The sequence below is a fragment of the Halalkalicoccus subterraneus genome (assembly GCF_003697815.1).
GTDB lineage: Archaea > Halobacteriota > Halobacteria > Halobacteriales > Halalkalicoccaceae > Halalkalicoccus > Halalkalicoccus subterraneus.
In genome coordinates this window covers 24,885-43,961 of sequence record NZ_RDQG01000015.1, presented here as the reverse complement: position 1 = coordinate 43,961, position 19,077 = coordinate 24,885, and the positions used below count along the sequence as shown (strand labels likewise).

The following is a 19,077-nucleotide window of genomic DNA, read 5'->3' as shown; positions in this document are numbered from 1 at the left end:
ACGCCGTATTCTCGCTCCCGGTGGTCGCTCCGAGACGGGGGTTCTCGCGCTGCTCGGGACACTCATATGTACCGCAACTATGGGATGGCCGCCGACCAGATATGAGTGTCTGAGACTTACTTCAAAACCTGCTGTACTTCTCGTGGGTGTGGGCTGCAAGAAAGCAGTGATGGTGGTGGCGCACATCGCGCTCGCGTATCTGACTACTCCAATCAATCACTGATATCGACTGCTCTCAAAGAGAGGCCGGCGCGACGTGACCGAATCCTAACACGAGGTCAGAATATCTCGCCATCCGAAGGGACTCAGTGCTGAACGCTGAAACCGTCATCTCCCCCGCCGAACAACTCGAATATTGTATTGAGCCCGGCGGCGAAGTGTGGGCGTAATAGATGGCTTGGAGTAGCGTGTAGATTGCCTATGGGCTCTCGCGGTTAGAGACAATATATGAGAGCGTGGTGTGAGAAGTGTGACTGGTCTGCCAGTACTACGACTGGACATTCCTCAACTGAGGTTTCCGAAGCGGCCATGGATCATTTCAAACAATCTGGTCATACCCCGATTCAGACGAGTCGTGGAGGAGACCAGGATCGTCGGAATATCTTTTTCAAGCACCGTTCTACCTATCGAATCCCGTAATCACTCTCTGGATTCTTGTATCTCAATCCGGGAGAGTGATCTATTTTGGGTCACTCACTGCCTGATTTTCCTTCGATTTGCTGCTATAGTCCCGAGGTAGTGTCTATTCAGCTACTGGTGGATTAAATCGACAGATCGAGAGTCAGCTTTTGCACATGGAATTGAACCATTGACGTGCAAAAGCGGGGAAGGGTCTTTCTCGACATGTGACCCATAGGCCTTGTTGAAACCCTCAAGCGCTGATAGGTTTCAGTAGCCGTGCTGAATACACAGCGTATATCGGTCACTGATCTTTGAGCAACCCGTGTGGAGACGAATCGGTAGAGACTAGCGGGACTTCAGTTGTGAAGTGCTAAATCTTCGTGTTACTGTGTCTATCGGTCGTAGCCAACAGTTCAGCAGCGAAACGGCACTATTTTTTCGCGTACGAACCGAGTACACGCACGTGGCAGAATTACTAATTCTGGTGGGATTGCTGGTGGCGGTGTTCGTCGGGTACAATATCGGCGGGTCATCAACCGGTGTTGCCTTCGGTCCGGCAGTTGGCAGCCGGGCCGTCAGAAAAGTCACTGCCGGGGCACTGTTTACCGTGTTTGCGTTCCTCGGAGCGTGGACGATTGGGCGGAAGGTCATCACGACGATGAGTAGCGAAATCGTCGATGCAGCAGCCTTTACACCCGAAACGAGCGTTGGTGTCCTCTTTTTTACCGGGCTCGCACTCCTGATCTCGAACCTCTACGGTGTCCCGGCGTCAACCTCGATGACAGCCGTCGCAGCAATCGTCGGACTCGGATTGGCAACGGGGACGCTCAACACTGCGCTGATGTTTATCATCCTGTCGGCATGGATCGTCGCCCCACTGATCGCCGTCTTCACAGGTGCGTTTATCGGCAGATATCTGTACCCGCACCTTGACGCCAAATTCGAATTTGGTCGCCTGAGGAACCCGTTGATCGCAATCGATACCCAGGGGAGGCTCCCACGGCTATCGGTCAACGATAACGTCTCGCCTCGGGATCTGATCGGGTCGGCGCTTGTGGTGGCAATTGCCTGCTACATGGGGTTCAGTGCCGGGGCCTCGAACGCGGCGAACGCAGTCGCTCCGCTTGTCGGTAACGGTTCCCTTGACCCCAGCCCGGCGATTCTCCTCGCAATCGGGGCCATCAGCGTGGGCGGCTTCACGATTGCCCGGCGAACGCTGGCGACCGTTGGCAACGATATTACTGAGATGCCGATTCTGGCAGCGCTCATTGTTTCGACCGTGGGTGCGACGATTATCACCGTCCTATCGTGGCTCGGAATTCCAGCCAGTCTCGCCGTGAGTACGACCAGTTGTATTATTGGACTCGGGTGGGGCCGTGCAAGCCGAGCGCGGACGCTCGCAGACATAGTCACACAGTCCCCTGCCGATGAATCCGCTCCAAAGTTTACGACTGGTGCACTCAAACTTCACCCAGTTGAAGGCAACAAGGGGGTCAATTCGGGCCCGACTGTGGGCGAACTCGCTGAAGGCGAGACTCCTCACCCGGACAGGCAGCACGCATCCGGGGATAGTGTGTCTAGCATCGGCGAAAAAGACCCAGAGGAACTATCCGCCGAAGGCCTGTTCCACCACGCAGCGGCAGCTCGCGTCATGACACTCTGGGTGATCACGCCGATGATGTCGCTCGTGGGGTCCTATGCCTTGTTTTCACTCCTCGGCTAAGAGAACACCTCGTCTGTCCATCGGCCTCAGTCGTGGTCAGAGGCACCGCCCATCTACAAGAATCGTGCGCGAGTGGTAAGGGTTGGCGTCTTTGATATCAAGACCGCTGTGCTGACTTGATCCTCTGTATTCAGCAGTCCGTTCCTTTCGAATCACGTACATTCGCTGTCCTCGTATGAAATAGCGAGGCTTCGCTCCAGATTGTTGTAGTGAGCTGAGGTGTGGGTTCGTTCAAACCCGGACGCATCGATACCGGTGATACCGTTGACCGGCAAATCTGTGAGCGAGACGTTCAGGAGAACCCGCCAGACAGTCATATCCAAGCGGTCGAACGCCTTACAGAGCGTCGAGGGTGCGGGGATCGAATCGAGATTGAGGGCGTCACGAATGCGAGGCATCTCGATAAGTTCATCAACGAGATCTCGGTATGTGGTCGTCTTCTTCACTTTCAGACAGAGCAGGACAACGTGCTGGCGGAGCGTGAACCGCTTCCGTGAATAGCGTGTCGAGAACCGAGCTACTGCACGACGAGCCAACACCATCGCGCGTTCGGCGAACTGGAGAAGTTGAGACTTCGGGAGACCATCCACCATACCTCACGCTACTCACTCGTTATGTTTCTCAACAAGGATTTCAACAAGGCCGACCCATATTTTGGGAAGCCCGGTAAGAACAAGTCGAGAAAACAACGTTCCGGCAATTTCTACTACTGCGAGAGTCGACTCACTCTTCTGTTTTCTCACCGCCGGTGATTAACGTCGATTCAACGAGTGCGCCCGTCGCCCGTCGAAGTTGTTCAGAGAGTGCTTGATGTGATAATCCGAGTTGTTCAGCGAGTTCTGTCTGTGTTACCTCCCGTGGGACCGTGAAATAGCCGGCTTCAAATGCTGCGATGATGGTCTCGTGTTGCGTTTCAGTCAGTCCGTGCTGGATATGGCCGTCATCTTTCGCTTCGTATATCGCTCTAACCGTCAGCGAAAAGCCCGCTTCTTCCAGATAATCATGGGCCTCAGAGAGGGCTGCTCGATCCGGAAACAAAACACGAAGGCTCCACCCATCCACCGAACCAGTTGCATGCGTAATTGTCCCTTCATGGTCGGTTAGGAGTGGAACAATTCGCTCAACCGATCCAGTCCAGGTCATTTGGTACGAGCGTTCCTCACCCATCTCCGAGAGTAGAGTGAGCTCTTCGACTGTTGGATCGTCGTCGAAGGCGGCTTCGAGTGCCGCAAAGTCATCAGCGTGCGCCCATACGTACGGAGTGATCCGGTCTGGATCATCCGCCACAACCCGTTCGATTTCGATGACCGCTTCCGGGCATTCTGACAGCGTTGCTTCAAGCGCGAATTCGTTGGTCGGAACCTCGAATTCGAAGATCGTCGCCATGCACATGCAAGGTTATTGCCCAGGGATAAGGCTGTGCTCTTCTGGTAGTTTCGCCGCTGAAGATCGCCCACTAAACTGGCGAGTACGTCTGTCAGTGTGTAACGTGACCCAAAAGGGGATGCTCGCGCTCTCTATCTCAGTGCTCTCCGTTCTAGTCTCGGTTCTTCGCAGGCTCGATTGCCAATAGTTCTAGATCGGGCCGGTCTGTGTACTCACAGACCCATGTGGGCCCGATTGGCACGTCATTCCTGTAGGCGGATTGAAAGAGACGCGATAGCTCCCGTTGCAGTTCCCACTCGCTGCTAATATCATACGGTCGGGTCAGATATTGTGGTTCGGTAGCAATAAGTATAGTTCCCATACTTGGCTTACCACCCTCATTGCCGAACGAATTCGCCGAGATGCGGCCCTTGTGCAACAGTTTCGTTCCACCAACGGCGGTTGTTGCACAAGGTAATCACCAGCGAGAGGAGACGCTCATCACCGACCCGAACCTCGAGCTGGGCACTACTCTGGAGGGAGATGATCACTTGGCAGTTGACGCCAGCAATTCGCTCGATCTCGATATTCACGACCTCGATGGTGTCGAGTGTCTAGCTCAGCGCGAACTCGTCGGCTGGAAGGTGGATCTCCGCGATTGTCGCCATGAACAGTGCAAGTGCTTAGAGACGGATAGAGAGAGATTCGATCTCAGCGCTCTTCGGTGGGATCGTCCCCTGAGTCAATGTCGGTCTGCCCTCGATTGCCCCCTGAGCGACTCCTAACGTTATGTGTCGTCGATCAGCTCGATCTTCTCGAGGTGGCCTTTTTGGTAGAGAGTTAGCATAAGCCGTTGGAGATCCTTACTACTCGCGTTCCCGTTCCCATTCCGATCCATATTCGAGATAACAGCGTCGGTTGTCTCGGTAAACGCCCCGTCATACTCGATCGTCCAATCTGTGGCAATCGTTCCCGTCGCCCCCTCAACATCGTCGAACGCTACATACGTCATCGTCGGTTCACCTCGATTACCCCGTGACTGTTCGCCATGATCTCGTCCGCTGAATCGAGCAGGTCATCCTCGATACGCAAATCGGGATAGTCGCCATCGTCGACGACCACCTGTTGTGGAAAGGTACCCGCTCTCCTGGTGTTTGAATCCCATTGATACACAGTAGAGTTATGGTCGTTTCGCGGGTGAGGCTGACTGTTGCTTGCGTAATCCATTTATATACCCATCCGTCGGACTCCATTATATACTCATTCGTCCGGAGTGATCACGGTACTCGCAAGGAGGCGTCTGGTACCGCGTTGGAGTCGGGAGGCCACCGCCTGTCTCGTGATCCCAAGCTCGTCAGCGAGTGCTTGTTGGGGGAGTTGCCGCGGCGAATCATAGTATCCACGGGTATACGCGAGCGTCAACGCCTCTCGTTGGGCGTCGGTCAGATCATACTCGTGCCCTGATCGTACCGGGGACAGCGCGTGCAGTTGGGACAGTTCGACGGGAATCTCGTGCTCGTTGCAGTACGTGTGGAACTGGGAGATCGCCTGTTGCTCCTCGCCGCGGATGTCGAACGTCCAGTTTGCCTGTGTTCCAATGGCCGAGATAAGTTCCACGTCCGTTTCAAGAATGGCGGTTAAGATACTCTCGTACTCGAAATCCCAGTCGATACGGATGAACGCGTTACCGTCGACGGTATCGAGCACACAAATATCGCGAATTCCGGGATGGGCAACGGTACTCATGTCAATAGTATCAACATCCGCGTCTTCGATCCAGAAATACGGGATAATCGCTCCATCTGTGGGGACAACGCGATCGAGTTCGATTTGCGTCCCGGGGAAATCCTCGAACACAGCAGCTAAGGGGAATTCGCCCTCGGTGGTCGTGAATGAGGCTTCAATCGCCATACCAACAGTAGTGGAGAGTGAACCAAAGAATCAGGGGGCGGGTCCGGACGCATTCTCGACCGTGTCTTCGGAATCCAAGCACCGCTGCGATTGTCACCGTCGCAGTTGAGAATCTACCGCTAGTCACGCGGTATCATCCCTCTATGCTCGTCAATCTCCAACAGCTCGTACTCCGTGATCTCAACCCCGAGCTCGTCGGCAATCGTTTCGACGGACTGGTGATGGATGTGAGCGGCATCCTCTGCGCGACCGGCCAGTTGGACGTCCGCGATCTCGATCCCGAGTCCGTCGGCACTCAGTGTGGCGGACTGTTGATGGAGATAAGCGGCGTCCTCCACACGACTGGCCAGGTGGACATCCGTGGTCTCAGTTTCGATCCCGATCCGCGCCGTTACGTGGTAACGCGAGAGGTGGTCGGCTTTACGTTCGCCGGCAAAATCGGCTTCGAGGCTCATAGCGTCTGCACCTCGGTAGTCTCGCCTGGCCGCCGCCCACCGATTCGCGTCGAACACTTGACGGAAACGGACTCATTGTGTTCTCTCCACGCGACAGAAATTTCATTCAATGGCATGATACAGCATAATTCTCGTCGTAGAACAATCCATCTGCTTTTTGGGTATACAACCCGTTTATGTACTCGACGACGTTCCGTTCAGGGCCGAGAGGGTCTGTCCGAGAATGCTCTTGGTTCCACGTCGAAGTCGAGAGGCGACCGCTTGCTGGGAGATGCCGAGCTCCTCGCCGAGCTCCTCCATGGTCACCTGTCGTGGCGACTCGAAGTACCCCCGTTCGTAGGCCAGGTCTATTATCTCCTGCTGGGCGTCTGTGAGGGTCTTCTCCGACACCGTTTCGACGGGCGTGAGTGCGTGGAGTGCCGTCAACGTGACTGGGATATCCCGCTCTCGACACAGCCGCATGAATGCAGCTATATCCTCCTGGGTATCCCCGCGGATGTCGAACGTCCACTGCTCGGTGGTTCCGACCGCCCCGACGAGCGGAACGCCAGTCTCGGTCAGGGTTGTGAGGATCCCGACGTAGTCGGGCTCCCACTCCACGCGGAGGAGGTGCTCGTCCTCGATGCTGTCGATCAGGCGGAGATCCTTCACGCCGGGGTGGTCGGAGAACGCTGTGGTGATGTCGTCGGTGGGGACACCCCGGACCCAGAAATAGGGAATAATGACGTCCGCGCCGGGGATGATCCGTTCGATCTCGACCTCCACGTCTGGAAGCGCTTCGAAGACAGTTCCGAGTGGAAACGTCTCGGATGGGACGGTAACGGTCGCCTCGGTGGCCATATTCATTGGGTGGTTCGCCCCGTGTTTAATCTATCCTATACTCGGCTCGCTTGCCGTACGAAACGATGGGTGCATAAGAGGTCGAGGGATGCAGTGAGACTCGATCGCCACTGGAATCAGGTTTAGTATCTCCCTCGTCTGTCTGTAGCGGTTAGTGCTGTCTTTAGTTCCCAGCGAAGAGAGATGAAACACCTGATACGTAGCAGTGCGAATCTAACGCGCTTATTTCCATCAACCAGGGTTATCAAATGGAGCTTCTCAAAATACGCTTTTCGAGGCGGAGCAACCGAGTCAGACAGTTGCTTAAAAAGGTGTTGTATAACCAAAAGAAATACTGACCATGGCTTGCGACGGCAGTAGACGTATAATGGCCACTGGAGAATATAAACGAAAGCTTGGAAGATGTGCTGATTGTAATGCTGCGTATGCAGTTAAAAAATGGTCTGAGGGGACAATCCAACCGATTGGGTGTACTACGTGTCGATGTGGATCAACGGAGTTTCGAGTCATCGACTATTCGCCCGATCCCGCTTTCCAAACAGAGAAAACCGCCTAACAAGTGAAGTACATAAAATGTCCAAGCGATCGGAGTGTTGCAGATGACGCGAACCACTCGAAGCTCTGTGCTGGACGCAGTGTCTGTATTCAGCACACCACTCTTGACAGCTATCAGTGACGCCGATTGGTGCTCCGGTATCTATTTAACCTGTATGTAGCGCTGGGTACCCCGACCAGGTTATCTGTGGCGAATTTCAACAGAGCCGCGAATCTCTCTGAGACCGAACCATGGTTATGGAACTGACTATCAGGCGGGTGTGTTGTGTTCGGAGAGTGTTTCAGAAACTGGGATACCCGAAATACCGCCATCACCCATCGAAATAACGTTACTCACATGGGTGTTGTTTCCCTCCGTCCGAGAACACAGTTCTTCGTTGATCTCTACCTGAGGTGCGTTGTTTTCGGTCCCGCAGTCAGCACATCGGAACCCTCGCAGTGCTCCAAGAAACGCCGTATTCTCGCTCCCGCTGGTCGCTCCGAGACGGGGATTCCTCGCTCGCTCGGGATAGTCGTATTTACTGCAAATATGGGATGACTGCCGACCAGATATGACTGCCTGAGACTTACTTCAAAACCTGCTGTACTCGATAGTTACTCTTGCTTGTATCCGGGCAGACTCTCTTGGAGACAATCGAACGGCCCGTCGCAACGTGATGGTCGATAGCTGCCTGCCCTGATTCGTTCTTCATTGGTTCATCTGTAGCTGCTGTCCAGGTGCACGTCAAACAGTAGTAGCGCATCTAATCATCCTTACACTACTCTCCGAACGACAAAAAATTCTGAGCGCGCTAAAGCAAGTAGGTGTCTTTCCACCAACCGCCGCTACCCTATCATCACACGGCGAAGCCGCGCCTTGGCAGAATAAGAAAACCGTCCGAATTCTCGGTACATGGAATGGTCTCTCACCTAGTAGCGACAGTATATATCGCGCTCATAGCGAGAAGAGGGAAGACCTGTTTAGGCGCGCGGGGCGATGAATTCTGCCGGATCACGCCGAAGGTCGACCGCCATGTGACACGCCGAGAGCGACAGCTCCCGAGGGACATCCCGGTACTCTGGGAGCCCATCCTCACTTTCACCGATACTAACACCGTACTCTTCGAGCGCTGCATCCAGCTCTTCAGCGTCGATGAGCTCCTCGTCATCACCATAGACGACAGCTCGAGCAGCAGCGACACGTTCCTCGTGGCTTGGAGACGCACGCTCATTATCGGCGTCAGTTAGGTATCGGTCGGATGCCATTCTTTGAACCTCGTGATATATCGTTCGGCGTGCTCCGCTAAGTGTTCGTTGTACTAATTCTGTTCTTTCCGAATGGATTAGCCCATCGGTCGATCGAAGAAGAGTCCGAGGACGGATGGGTAGCTATAGCAGAAGCCTCCTCTTTCAGGGTAGAAGGATATCACCCTGCGATCGTAGAGTGAACACCGACGTCGGCGATAGTTTCCTCAAGAGCATTGAGAACGGATTCGAGGTCTTGATTCAGCCCGGCGGTTTTGTACTGTCCACCAGTCGAGCCTTCGTTGCGCTTTTCGATGGTGACGAGGCCGAGCATTTCGAGTTCGTCGAGATGGTCGTGCATCCACCGGCTTGTGAGGACATCGGTGCCGGTCTGTTCGACAAAGCGCTCATAGCGTTCGTAGAGATCACGTGATCGTGTCGGCGTCTCCTCGGCAGCCTCGAATGTCGCGAGCGCATAGAGCAGGATCCGTTCGTGAGAGTTGAGGCCAAGGATCCCACGTGTGATCTCCTCGCGTTGGATCAATTCACGTCCATGACGAACGTGCTCGGCTCGGACTAAATCGGCATTCGCGTCATGGGCGACGTCACCCGCTTTCAACAGGAGGTCGAGTGCCTTCCGTGCATCACCCGATTCTTGGGCGCCATAGGCCGCACAGAGCGGGATAACGTCCGTCTCGACGGTGTCGTTGCGAAACGCAAGAGATTGGCGCTGAGCAAGCACCTCACTAAGCCCGTCAGCATCGTACGCCGGAAAATTGATGCTTCGCTCGCAGAGACTCGAGCGGACCTTCGGGCTGAGGCGATCGCGAAAACTGAGATCGTTGCTGATGCCGACGACGGAGACGCGGGCGTTCGTGAGGTTATGATTCTCTCGTGCTCGTGAGAGCTGATAGAGAAGACTGTCATCTTGGAGATGGTCGATCTCGTCGAGGACAATAACGAATAGCCCGCCGAGTGCATCGAGCGCGTCCCACATCTTCTCATAGACACTGCTTCGCGAGTGGCCGGTTTCGCTGATTGAATCGTTAGACAGGAAGGTATTGACGAGCTCGACGGCGACCCGATAGCTCGTATTGAGGCCGTCACAGTTGATGATCTTCGTGTGGATCGTGATGTCGTGTTCGACCGAGGCGTTCTCGAGACGAGCGAGCAGGAAGTTGGTCGCAGCAGTCTTGCCAACGCCGGTTTTCCCGTAGAGGAAGATGTTGTCGGGCTGAGAGCCGTTGATCGCTGGCTTGAGAGCACCGTGGTACTCCTCGAGCTCGTTATCACGACCGACCATCTCGTCTGGCGTGTAATCGTCGAGGAGTGCGTTGCGATTGCGGAATGGGTGATTGCCAGGGGTGAAATCGAACTGTCCCATTTGCGTACTCAAGTAGTGTGGATCAAACTCACTTAGCTTTACCGACCACCCGTTCAAGTGTTTCAAGTGCATGATTTGTCTTAAACCAATCGTCCTAACACCCCCACCCCGCTGTTCAAGTGAATTTGCAGACAAAGATGGGGGTGGGGTGTCATAGACAAGACTCTAGGTAGAGAAATACTTATCACACCACCCATACAACCAAACCCGTACTAGAAATAGATTGCAGAGCAGAAGGCGGTGCAAAGGGGGGTCGTGGGCGACCCCCCTACTCATATGAGTCAATTCACTCGAACGATGGGGAGGGGGTGTTTATAAATAAAAACACTCACTTGAACGAGTGGTTCGACCTGACACTATCTCACGACCGGCATCGACACAGGATCGCCAGTGCAGCGGACTTACACAGCGCGTCGCAGCCGGCCTGTTCCGGGCGGACGTCCTAACCACCGTCGTCAGCTCCGGCCACCACGTCACTGAGCCTTGTCATCCGGTACTGGGATCGAACAACGATTTTTCTCTCGTGGACGCTAATTCACTCGAACGATAGGGTCCGGGAAACCACAAATCCGTTTGAGCGGCGTTTCGGAGCCGTGGCAGATCGTCGACCCAGATCAGGTAGTACACCCACGAGCACTCCGGTAGTGCACGCGTCGATCACGACGCCTACGAGCGTAATTAGCAGGAACAGAAGAATATGGTCTCGGCAGGTCGTGATCGCGTTGCGAACGGCGGGTTCGTCCTGTCTCGGGGATCTATCAACGATCTACCTCGGGAGCGTCGATGGTACAGTCGGTGGGGTATCAAACCTTGTGCAACATTGAGGCGGGTACTTCGTAAAAATGTTGCACAAGGCCAAGAGCCCTTTTCTATTCCCTCTTTCGTCTGATTCACTTTCTTGACCGTTCTACTCCGGGCTCGAACTTGGTGTCAGTCTGCTACTTGAACCTTGCATCTAGTATCTGTATCTGATATCCGTATCTAGTATCTAGATACAATATCCAAATCTAAAAATCGTCGGATTCCGTCAGATACTGTGTTCTCCCAGCTTTCCCACGTTCGAGTATCGAGCCGTCTATCTCCGAGATAGCATATCGGAGTAACAATCGGAGGACATCGGCCCGCGTGTCGATCGTGGCCTCGCGTCCGAGTGCATCAGCAGTCGCTTCCCCAAGTGGAACGAGTTCATCAGACTTCTCGAGTCCGACGAACAGTGCTGCGAGATTATCGTCTCGAAGGGTGATATTTGACGGCAAGTCGTTGTTGTCAAGTCGTCGGTAGGCGTCGGCCACTGCGTCCTCAAGCGTTGGCGTCCCTGCACTCTCAGGTTCGGTCTTATGTCGGGACTGGCCTTTCGATTCTTGGAGAAGCTTCTCGGCCTTGTCCTTGTCGTTGCTCATGTTATCTGGCCTCCAATCGCTCGAGTAGACTGGTCGTGAGCTGTCGATACGCCTCGCGTGCGCGCCGTCCCGTATCATAGAGTTCGTCGTCGGACAGGGCAAAAAGTGTTCGTCCGTTCGCCTGTTCGTTTCCAATATTCGCCGACTCTGAGACGGGCGGGCCGGAAATATCAGAATATTCCTCGGCGAGTACGTTTGTAAACTCGTCTGCGAGGTTCGTGGTTGAATCGACCATCGTCGCGAAGACGAGCTGCAACATTGGCTGTGCATCATGGTCGCCGTCGTCTCGAATCGCCGCCAGCTCGCGCTGGAGATTTTCGAGTTGCTTCCGCTCGAACTCGCCTGGCTTCAGCGGTGCGATTACGTTTTCGGCGGCAAACAGACCGTTGATCGTGATGTTGTCCTCCTTGCCGGGCAAGTCGAGCAATACTAGATCGTACCGTGATGCTACTTCATCAGTGATGAACTTCTCGAGGCGGTTGTAGCGGTTCTCCCGTGGAACGTTTGCGAGGTTGTTATCCTCGGCCCCGAGACCGTTGTCAGCAGGGATGAGATCTGGTCCTTCCTCCGTTTCAAAAACCATGCGCTCGAACACGTTGTCGATGTTCTCACGGATGAACGACCAATTTTCGCTGAATACCGCAGAAATCGGCGCGTCAGGGTCGAGTACATCGTTGGCTAGTCCGAACTGAGTTGCGAGGTCATTCTGGGTCCCCGCGAGATCGATTAGGAGTGTGTCGAGGCCATGATCGTTGTATGCCGATACTGCAATGTGCGCTGTTGATGTCGTTTTCCCGACGCCGCCTTTTGGGACGTAAGTCGTCGCTCGTTGTATGGCGTTTACCATATCTGTATCCAGTATACAGATACAAGATACATATACTTACTCCATGATGTGTATTCGGATACTGGATACGTTTTTAAACTACGCGTTGGCTGGCGGAAGTGATGACGAGTAGATTACGTATCGCACCACTAGTCCATTTCTACTGTATCCTTGGAGCAGCGTTTCCACACATTCCAGTGCCGTCACGTCTGACCGCCGGCGCCCTGACAAAACACAGTAGTTTGTAGATCTACGCAAAAGAGGGACGGGCCCTTAGTACTGTTGGGCTTCGTTCCCAACGATAAGGTTTAACCCTGTTGGGATACAACCCCAACATAGGAGACCGATGCCTGCGACAGTCGTCTATCGGGAGGAAGACGAGAAACCGAACGGGAGCCGGTACGAGATGGTTGCGTGGCAGGTCCCGGTGAGCGAGGACTTCCCGCAGGGGCTGAAGTACAGCTTCCAGTACATGGACGCTGACGGCGAGACGCTCCTCCGGTACGACAACTCGCCCTACCACCTGGACGTCGGCCGGCACCATCGGCATGCGCCCGAGGGTGCCATCACGAAGCTGGAATTCACAGGCCTCTCCGACCTAATCAACGACTTCCAAACCGAGGTGAACGAAATTTATGAGCGATGAACCGACTAACACCGAACCGACGCACGACGAATTCACGCCCGACCCGGACGACGTGGAGTACCCCTCGATCCTCCGCATCACGTCGCTTCCAGCGAAACAGGCGCAGGCGGCAGCCATCGAGCGCGCCGAACAGTGGGAGCAGGGTGAAGAAGTACCGCATGTCGTCAACTTCGAAGACCGTGCGCGGCTCCGCCAGCTACTCACCGACCGACGGATGGAACTGCTCGAAGAGGTGATGGAGCACCCGCCCGAGAGTATTCGTGCACTGGCCGATCGCCTCGACCGTGACGTCCACGACGTCCACAACGATCTGCACCTGCTAGCCGAGTACGGTATTATCCACTTCGAAGAGGATGGCCGTGCGAAGAAGCCATACGTTCCCTACGACACGGTCCGGATTGAGGTTGAGTTCGGCCTGCCACGTGGCGAAGGGTCAGAGTCGGCCGTGTCGGCGTAATCGACGTTCCCGAATACGACATGGCGAGGAGCGTGGAAGAGAACCCTGAACTCTACGCCGCGTTGACTGACGAAATTGATGACAAGTAACTTACGTACTGTAACAGCAGTCTGTTTCTACCATCTTTTCAAAAATATCTTGTATTAACCCAAAATTGGGCTGATTCTCCCTCACTAATTCTGGTGCTAATATTGGTCGGCAACAAACCTAAGTGTGCGCCGAAAGAATACATGACACAGACGAGAAAAACTGTGCCTCCTTGAATCGGCTCCCGCTATCATAGCTAAATTGCTGTGTGGCCAGGTGCAGTGTTCGCTACTCCCATATTACCGCCACGCGATGCTGACGCGATGACCGTTGGCGCGAACTTAGAAAGGGCGCAATAAGCGGGCTGCGTCAGAAGCCAGCCTTGCTTTTGTCTATTTGTGAGAGGTTTTATGGTGCGCTGGTGGTTAGGAACGATTACAGATAATCAAAGTTCGCTAAAAAGTGGCTCTGCGTGGGGCTGCTTGTCCAGCAGTGGTAGGTTTAGCCAATCTTCCACTCCTAGTAGATATGGGACACGATCTACGAGACGCAAAGGCTCCTCTCGGTCGAGAGGTGTCTGTATTGTTGGGGAGAGTCTGTGTTTTGCGTGAGTTGTGGCTTAGCGCTGTAGATTCGTTTGTATTACTCTAGAATTGAATGTTGAGTAGTGCTTCCGGTTAGCGGTATAGCGGTATTTGGAGGTTATACCTTGTCGAGAGATACATCAATCCGGTCTTTTGGTGATCGGGTAGATGCATCACTCATCTTATGGTGGGCGGCGCTGCTCGTTGCGGGTGTTGTCGCTGTAGGTGGTGCTATAGATGTGCTTTTTCTTGATTTAGGATTTGTGGGTCCTGGCACGACGCTAATGGCGTGGGCCTATATTTTTGATCGAGTTCGAAAGTCAATCGGGAATTCACCGTTACAGGATATGTCAGAGGGTGTAAGAATGAGTAGAACGGTAAGCTTTAGACCGTCTGAGCAGCTTGATGAGTTCCTTGGACAGGAAGTAGAGCGCCATCTAATGACGAAATCAGATGTTGCGCAAATGTTTGTTGCTGAGCAATACCGTCAGCTGCAGGAGGATCAGGAAGAAGAGGAAGTGTCCGCGGTTGACAAAATTAATACTGAGGAAGAAGATTCGTCGGATAGTGAGTCGGATAAGGAATCGCCCTCTTTTGAGCGACATTCTGATAGTACCTCTGAGAGTGTACGTTGATATGGGAGGTATCTATTCCTCCAGTCATCATTGGGAGCAGAGGGATAGATGCGGCTATCGAAATCCCCGAACAAACTCTGTCGGATCGCAACGAAGATCAATCGGCGTGTGATACGCCGACAGCGATAGCTTACGTGAGACATCTGAGTATTTCGACTTACCTGAGGCCGATATTTGTCTATGCGGTGAAGGACGTGAGCCTATGGTTGCTTAGTTCTGAGCCGGTGGCAGGCGTTCATCAGAAATATGTCTCTTTTCTATTAATGGTCAACTCCTGCTTTCTTTCGTTGTCAATTTCATGTTTCATAGACAGCGGCGACCCCGTCGCCACCACTTATGATTATTGCACTAATCAAAAGTGAATCAGCGAAGCACTTCATCGACCGAATTCGAGCACTACAGCGCTCCTCTGCTTGTTTATCTATTCTATATACTACATAGTGATATACAGAACTCTTAATCCGTGGAACCAGAGATTCTGCGTTTGGATTTCTACAAACCACCAATTTTCCACCACTTGTCGTAGCTCGGAGTTCAGAAGATGCACTTGGCGGTGGACGCACACAACCGGAACGTGTCTTGTCGTTCCTCGCCGCCCACGCTGATCAGGCGTTTTGGTTGGTTTCGTCGTCTTTCGTGCATTAGATACCCACATAGCCGTCCTCGGCGAACCACGAAACATCTCTTGACGATGGTGATGTTACACCGCATCCGTAGCTGATCATCAGCACTGATGCTGTCCCGTTCCATCCTGAGCAATATATCTGCCTTACGCTCACGACGCGAACATGGCACGACGAATCAATTCCTCTCTCAGAGGAGGACTGGGTAGAAGGCGGCTCACCAGAGGGGTCGTTGATCATGCTGTGGTCATCTCTGCGATTCAACAGCGATTTTTGGACACAACTGGTGATCTCATCGCTCGTCTTGACAGCATTTCAGACAACGATGTTCCGAGGAATGGCTACCAAGGGCAACTTACGGAGGATGTTACTGCTGAGGCGACACGAAAGGTTATCGCCTATTTTGAAGAAACGCTCGCTTCCTAATGGCGAATTGAAGGGCTCCATTGAAAGCCGTTTCTTGAGACACATATCCGGTGAAACTGCCAGTCATTACATCTACGAATATATCGGACGATTCGATAGAGTTGCTATTTTGACTATGTTGAAAATCCCATTCTTTAGCGTGGCGATATTTTAACGTGGGAGTCGAGCCCACTACACGTATGACTGCTCGGCAGTCGCGCTGTTATATCATTCACCAACTTATCTATTCTTTCTTAAGGCTAGCAATATCCGTATCACAGTCCGTCTCTTTGATCGTAGACGGCTTTTGAGATCTCGAATCGATTGCTTCGGTGCTGTCTACCTCAAGAAGGCGACCTACTTTTCGCTCAAATTCGTCCTCAGACAGCGTTCCCTCTGCATATCGGGCTTTGAGGGTCTCCAGGGGATCTTCTTGTGAGGAATTATCGGCGTCATCACCATTCCGCTCCGCCGTCGTCTCGTAATCAGGCTCAAGGAGCAACACGAGAGGGGTTCCGACGATGAACCCGATGGCACCGACGGCCAAGATCCAGTCTATTCCAAGCATTGTGCCCATAACCACCACACCCATCGACAGGAGAGCGATTACTTCGGCGAGGCTCTCGGAAATGCGCTCAAGAAGGGATGTCTTTTCCATGGCTCATAACGTAGCTACTGCGTCAATACGTCTCCGTTTTCCGCTGCTTTCATCCTTGTTACCAGTTGTGATGATTCTGGAGTACTAATTCGCGTACCAATTACCGCTACTCTCTATTATCCTCCGTCTCAGCGTTTGCTTCGACTTCTTCGATTGGTTGGAGACTCTCTTCCAAGCGTGCGTCTCGAATCTCCCTTAGTTCCTCTTCTGAAGGTTCCTTTAGCACGATGGAAGCATCGTTTTGCATCTCGGGTGGAAGATTCTGTTGTGAATCCGGGTCAGCAACCATTTTGAGGATCTCCATATCCCGTGTGACTCATCCCACCATCTGTTTAAACGCCGTATCTCTCTCATCACACACGCCTCGCCAGCATACGTGAGTCGATATCCATCATTGGCCTTTTCAACGAAATCACCGCGAAGTTGTTTCAGGTGGTAGCGAAACCGTCCGGAATCCTCAACTCCGACACGCCTGCGGAGATCGGCGAATCCGATGGTCTTCTCGTAATCAGTTTCACGATAGTAGCCTCCTAATGCTTAAAGAATATCGACTCTGAGAGGATCGCTGAGTGCTCCGAATGCGTCTGCAGGGTCCGTATTCGGTTCTTCATTGATGGAGATCGATTTCTCCTCAGAAGTCATACTTCAGTACGTTTAGCCGGAAGTCCAAATCATTTGTTATTATTGATGCCCCCATCAATGCGAAGATCGAAAGCATTCGTGTAGAGATACGAGTTCGGTATTTACATAACCAATTATCGACGAATTCTCCGATCTCGATATGCATTGAGATCCCTGGTCTCAACTACTGGCCGAATTTGGAAGTTGAGACTACAGCGGGTTTATCGGGGCTGTGATACGTGGTTTCGGACGGATTAATCTATGGAGACTTCTCCAGCTTTGCTCTCAAGCGCCCAGTCCTATCATACTAACAATTAGTATAGTAATTTCCTGAAACCAATAATAGGTTGTCACTCAGAAAATAGGCGTTTAGAAACGTTTCTGGTGCTAGTCAGAATCGAATAGAATCGCTCAGTGACTGAGCGCCCACGGGTACCCGTTCATGTCGCTCTCCGTGTGTGGTTCACCCCCCTGTCCGTGATTATGGTCGTGTCCGGCGTGTTCACCTCCGCTTTCGCTCCCTGATTCGAGGACGTCATCGATTCGGAGTACGAGCGCGCTCGTTTCCAACGCGTTCCCGAGACATGCATCGAGTACTGTTATCGGTTCGAACACACCCGATTTGCGCATGTCGCGAAGTTCTCCAGATTCGTCAACGCCGACGGACGTAGCGCCATCGTGATGCTGATTCCGAAGCGTGACGAGGGTGTTGACTAAGTCTCGTCCCGCGTTCTCGGCAAGTGTCCGGGGGATACACTCGAGAGCGTTCGCGAATGCTTTGACCGCGTATTGCTCGCGGTCGCCGATGCTGTCTGCATACCTCAGTACGTCTCGCGAAAGTGCCATCGCGGTTGCGCCGCCCCCAGGAAGTACGCTCCCTACACGGAGTGCAAGCCGGACGGCGTCTACACAGTCAGCTACGACGCGGTTGATCTCATCGGAGACGTGTGGTGTCCCACCACGTAGGACCAGTGACGCGTGTTTTTCTTCTGGACAGTCCATGACGAGCAGGGACTCGGCCCCGCCAATTGTCTCCTGACAAACGCTTCCCGCCTTACCGAGAGAACCGCTATCAAGGTCAACGGCAGATGTGACGGTCTCTGCACCGATTGCTCGCGATATCGCATCGAGCTCGTCCTGGCGAGTGCGCTCGACTGTGAGCACTCCTGAGTGCGAGAGTGTTGTCTGAACCGCATCGTCAATCGATTTCTGACAGAAGAGTACGTCGACGTCGAGTTCATGGATTGATTGAATTACTGCCGATCGGTTGTTCCGCTCGTATTCGCGGACCTCATCGAGATCTTCAACGTCCTCGATAGTCACTTTTCCCGACACATCCGTGTCTCCCGGGGAGATTTCTGCATCGACGAGAGCGATCCGTGGGTTCGAGAACGCCTGTAGCTCGGGAGTTTCGAATACGTCGATGGAAGTCGACGAGGTGTCCATATCTACAGCGATGCCGTCGACGACTTCGGAGTCATCGAGACTCCCACCAGGATGGGCGTGAAGAGTCAGCTGGGAGCTATTGAAATCGGCTGATTGCAGTCCAGAAACAGCGAGATCAGCGAACAACGCCGTTGCGGTCTCATCCCATCGACCGGTAACTGTCATCGCTGCGATGGAACGGAGGCGATCACTGTTATGTTCCGATACCGGCGTCGAATATTCTTGTAGACGTTCTCGGGTATGTGCTGTCGCCTTTGCGTACCCTTCCACAATTGAGGTCGGATGGAGTCCGTTTTCGAGTAGCGACTCCGCAGCATTGAGTAGTTCCCCAACGAGCAAGACAGTCGTTGTCGTCCCATCACTGACTGTCTGAGCCTGTACCTCCGTGGCCTCCGTCACCATTCGCGCAGTCGGGGCTTCGACATCCACTCGGTCAAGAATGCTCGAACCGGTGTTAGTGACGATGACGGTCCCATTTTGCTCGACGACCATCTTATCCATGCCATTCGGACCGAGTGTCGTACGGAGTGCTGCTGCAACAGCTTGTGGTGGTCCAAGGATGGTCGAGCGACTTGTCTTGCTGCCCTGTGCTTCGCCGATTGATGTAGACAGTTCCTGCATCTATGAATCGAACTCAGTCGATTGAATAATTAGTGTCGCTGGTTGGCGGC

At 53.5% G+C, this 19,077-nt stretch carries 19 protein-coding genes and 1 pseudogene; 5 read left to right on the top strand and 15 right to left on the bottom strand.

Features of this window, described 5'->3' with window-relative positions; all coding sequences use genetic code 11:
- Nucleotides 1-1,084: 1,084 nt before the first annotated feature.
- Nucleotides 1,085-2,344 carry an inorganic phosphate transporter gene (locus tag EAO80_RS03850; RefSeq protein WP_122088619.1) on the top strand — a complete coding sequence of 420 codons (1,260 nt, stop codon included), beginning with the start codon at nucleotides 1,085-1,087 and terminating at the stop codon, nucleotides 2,342-2,344.
- A gap of 206 nt (nucleotides 2,345-2,550) precedes the next feature.
- On the opposite strand, the pseudogene EAO80_RS03845 reads toward EAO80_RS03850, so the two are convergent.
- The 11 genes and pseudogenes from EAO80_RS03845 to EAO80_RS03790 form a co-directional block, all read right to left on the bottom strand.
- Nucleotides 2,551-2,934: pseudogene (locus EAO80_RS03845) on the bottom strand (IS5/IS1182 family transposase); the annotation flags it as partial.
- 133 nt (nucleotides 2,935-3,067) lie between these two features.
- Nucleotides 3,068-3,730 (bottom strand): helix-turn-helix domain-containing protein, encoded by a 663-nt coding sequence (locus EAO80_RS03840; RefSeq protein WP_162993861.1) that lies wholly within the window; start codon nucleotides 3,728-3,730, stop codon nucleotides 3,068-3,070.
- 377 nt (nucleotides 3,731-4,107) lie between these two features.
- Nucleotides 4,108-4,302 carry a hypothetical protein gene (locus EAO80_RS19440; RefSeq protein ID WP_162993860.1) on the bottom strand — a complete coding sequence of 65 codons (195 nt, stop codon included), beginning with the start codon at nucleotides 4,300-4,302 and terminating at the stop codon, nucleotides 4,108-4,110.
- Between the two features lie 194 nt (nucleotides 4,303-4,496).
- Nucleotides 4,497-4,721 (bottom strand): hypothetical protein, encoded by a 225-nt coding sequence (locus tag EAO80_RS03830; RefSeq protein ID WP_122088616.1) that lies wholly within the window; start codon nucleotides 4,719-4,721, stop codon nucleotides 4,497-4,499.
- Between the two features lie 248 nt (nucleotides 4,722-4,969).
- Entirely contained in the window at nucleotides 4,970-5,620 is a 651-nt protein-coding gene (locus EAO80_RS03825; RefSeq protein ID WP_122088615.1) for a helix-turn-helix domain-containing protein, read from the bottom strand.
- Between the two features lie 119 nt (nucleotides 5,621-5,739).
- Nucleotides 5,740-6,075, bottom strand: a complete 336-nt coding sequence (locus tag EAO80_RS03820) for a hypothetical protein (protein WP_122088614.1) — start codon at nucleotides 6,073-6,075, stop codon at nucleotides 5,740-5,742.
- A gap of 174 nt (nucleotides 6,076-6,249) precedes the next feature.
- A complete protein-coding gene (locus tag EAO80_RS03815; protein WP_122088644.1) occupies nucleotides 6,250-6,915 on the bottom strand; it encodes a helix-turn-helix domain-containing protein in 666 nt (221 codons plus the stop codon).
- A gap of 1,515 nt (nucleotides 6,916-8,430) precedes the next feature.
- Nucleotides 8,431-8,715: a hypothetical protein gene (locus EAO80_RS19435; protein WP_162993859.1), complete on the bottom strand. Its 285-nt coding sequence runs from the start codon at nucleotides 8,713-8,715 to the stop codon at nucleotides 8,431-8,433.
- A gap of 160 nt (nucleotides 8,716-8,875) precedes the next feature.
- Nucleotides 8,876-10,078 (bottom strand): Cdc6/Cdc18 family protein, encoded by a 1,203-nt coding sequence (locus EAO80_RS03800; RefSeq protein WP_122088611.1) that lies wholly within the window; start codon nucleotides 10,076-10,078, stop codon nucleotides 8,876-8,878.
- Nucleotides 10,079-11,085: 1,007 nt separating this feature from the next.
- The gene (locus EAO80_RS03795; RefSeq protein ID WP_122088610.1) at nucleotides 11,086-11,478 is read right to left on the bottom strand and encodes a hypothetical protein; all 393 of its coding nucleotides are present in this window, start codon (nucleotides 11,476-11,478) and stop codon (nucleotides 11,086-11,088) included.
- Nucleotide 11,479: 1 nt separating this feature from the next.
- Nucleotides 11,480-12,325 (bottom strand): ParA family protein, encoded by an 846-nt coding sequence (locus EAO80_RS03790; RefSeq protein WP_122088609.1) that lies wholly within the window; start codon nucleotides 12,323-12,325, stop codon nucleotides 11,480-11,482.
- Nucleotides 12,326-12,650: 325 nt separating this feature from the next.
- Here EAO80_RS03790 and EAO80_RS03785 point away from each other — a divergent pair, with 325 nt between their 5' ends.
- From EAO80_RS03785 to EAO80_RS19425, 4 genes are all read left to right on the top strand, one after another.
- Nucleotides 12,651-12,950, top strand: a complete 300-nt coding sequence (locus EAO80_RS03785; protein WP_122088608.1) for a toxin-antitoxin system TumE family protein — start codon at nucleotides 12,651-12,653, stop codon at nucleotides 12,948-12,950.
- Nucleotides 12,940-13,407 (top strand): HVO_A0114 family putative DNA-binding protein, encoded by a 468-nt coding sequence (locus EAO80_RS03780; protein ID WP_122088607.1) that lies wholly within the window; start codon nucleotides 12,940-12,942, stop codon nucleotides 13,405-13,407. The genes EAO80_RS03785 and EAO80_RS03780 overlap by 11 nt, the downstream gene beginning before the upstream one ends.
- A 736-nt stretch (nucleotides 13,408-14,143) precedes the next feature.
- A complete protein-coding gene (locus EAO80_RS19430) occupies nucleotides 14,144-14,653 on the top strand; it encodes a hypothetical protein (RefSeq protein WP_162993858.1) in 510 nt (169 codons plus the stop codon).
- Nucleotides 14,654-15,441: 788 nt separating this feature from the next.
- Nucleotides 15,442-15,702, top strand: a complete 261-nt coding sequence (locus tag EAO80_RS19425; RefSeq protein WP_162993857.1) for a hypothetical protein — start codon at nucleotides 15,442-15,444, stop codon at nucleotides 15,700-15,702.
- Nucleotides 15,703-15,925: 223 nt separating this feature from the next.
- On the opposite strand, the gene EAO80_RS03770 is transcribed toward EAO80_RS19425, so the two are convergent.
- The 4 genes from EAO80_RS03770 to thsB all read right to left on the bottom strand — a co-directional run bounded on the left by EAO80_RS03770 (nucleotide 15,926) and on the right by thsB (nucleotide 19,027).
- Nucleotides 15,926-16,339 carry an SHOCT domain-containing protein gene (locus tag EAO80_RS03770; RefSeq protein ID WP_122088605.1) on the bottom strand — a complete coding sequence of 138 codons (414 nt, stop codon included), beginning with the start codon at nucleotides 16,337-16,339 and terminating at the stop codon, nucleotides 15,926-15,928.
- A gap of 106 nt (nucleotides 16,340-16,445) precedes the next feature.
- Nucleotides 16,446-16,643: a hypothetical protein gene (locus EAO80_RS03765; RefSeq protein WP_122088604.1), complete on the bottom strand. Its 198-nt coding sequence runs from the start codon at nucleotides 16,641-16,643 to the stop codon at nucleotides 16,446-16,448.
- Entirely contained in the window at nucleotides 16,559-16,834 is a 276-nt protein-coding gene (locus EAO80_RS21000; protein WP_449404315.1) for a DUF7347 domain-containing protein, read from the bottom strand. The genes EAO80_RS03765 and EAO80_RS21000 overlap by 85 nt, the downstream gene beginning before the upstream one ends.
- Nucleotides 16,835-17,371: 537 nt before the next feature.
- The gene (thsB, locus tag EAO80_RS03760; RefSeq protein ID WP_122088603.1) at nucleotides 17,372-19,027 is read right to left on the bottom strand and encodes a thermosome subunit beta; all 1,656 of its coding nucleotides are present in this window, start codon (nucleotides 19,025-19,027) and stop codon (nucleotides 17,372-17,374) included.
- Nucleotides 19,028-19,077: the final 50 nt, after the last annotated feature.

Coding starts and splice junctions, on each gene's coding strand:
- EAO80_RS03765 (WP_122088604.1), bottom strand. CDS start 16,643: ATGGAGATCCTCAAAATGGTTGCTGACCCGGATTCACAACAGAATCTT.
- EAO80_RS19425 (WP_162993857.1), top strand. CDS start 15,442: ATGGCACGACGAATCAATTCCTCTCTCAGAGGAGGACTGGGTAGAAGG.
- EAO80_RS03790 (WP_122088609.1), bottom strand. CDS start 12,325: ATGGTAAACGCCATACAACGAGCGACGACTTACGTCCCAAAAGGCGGC.
- EAO80_RS03815 (WP_122088644.1), bottom strand. CDS start 6,915: ATGGCCACCGAGGCGACCGTTACCGTCCCATCCGAGACGTTTCCACTC.
- EAO80_RS03840 (WP_162993861.1), bottom strand. CDS start 3,730: ATGGCGACGATCTTCGAATTCGAGGTTCCGACCAACGAATTCGCGCTT.
- EAO80_RS03780 (WP_122088607.1), top strand. CDS start 12,940: ATGAGCGATGAACCGACTAACACCGAACCGACGCACGACGAATTCACG.
- EAO80_RS19435 (WP_162993859.1), bottom strand. CDS start 8,715: ATGGCATCCGACCGATACCTAACTGACGCCGATAATGAGCGTGCGTCT.
- EAO80_RS03770 (WP_122088605.1), bottom strand. CDS start 16,339: ATGGAAAAGACATCCCTTCTTGAGCGCATTTCCGAGAGCCTCGCCGAA.
- EAO80_RS03830 (WP_122088616.1), bottom strand. CDS start 4,721: ATGACGTATGTAGCGTTCGACGATGTTGAGGGGGCGACGGGAACGATT.
- EAO80_RS03825 (WP_122088615.1), bottom strand. CDS start 5,620: ATGGCGATTGAAGCCTCATTCACGACCACCGAGGGCGAATTCCCCTTA.
- EAO80_RS03785 (WP_122088608.1), top strand. CDS start 12,651: ATGCCTGCGACAGTCGTCTATCGGGAGGAAGACGAGAAACCGAACGGG.
- EAO80_RS03820 (WP_122088614.1), bottom strand. CDS start 6,075: ATGAGCCTCGAAGCCGATTTTGCCGGCGAACGTAAAGCCGACCACCTC.
- EAO80_RS03795 (WP_122088610.1), bottom strand. CDS start 11,478: ATGAGCAACGACAAGGACAAGGCCGAGAAGCTTCTCCAAGAATCGAAA.
- thsB (WP_122088603.1), bottom strand. CDS start 19,027: ATGCAGGAACTGTCTACATCAATCGGCGAAGCACAGGGCAGCAAGACA.
- EAO80_RS03800 (WP_122088611.1), bottom strand. CDS start 10,078: ATGGGACAGTTCGATTTCACCCCTGGCAATCACCCATTCCGCAATCGC.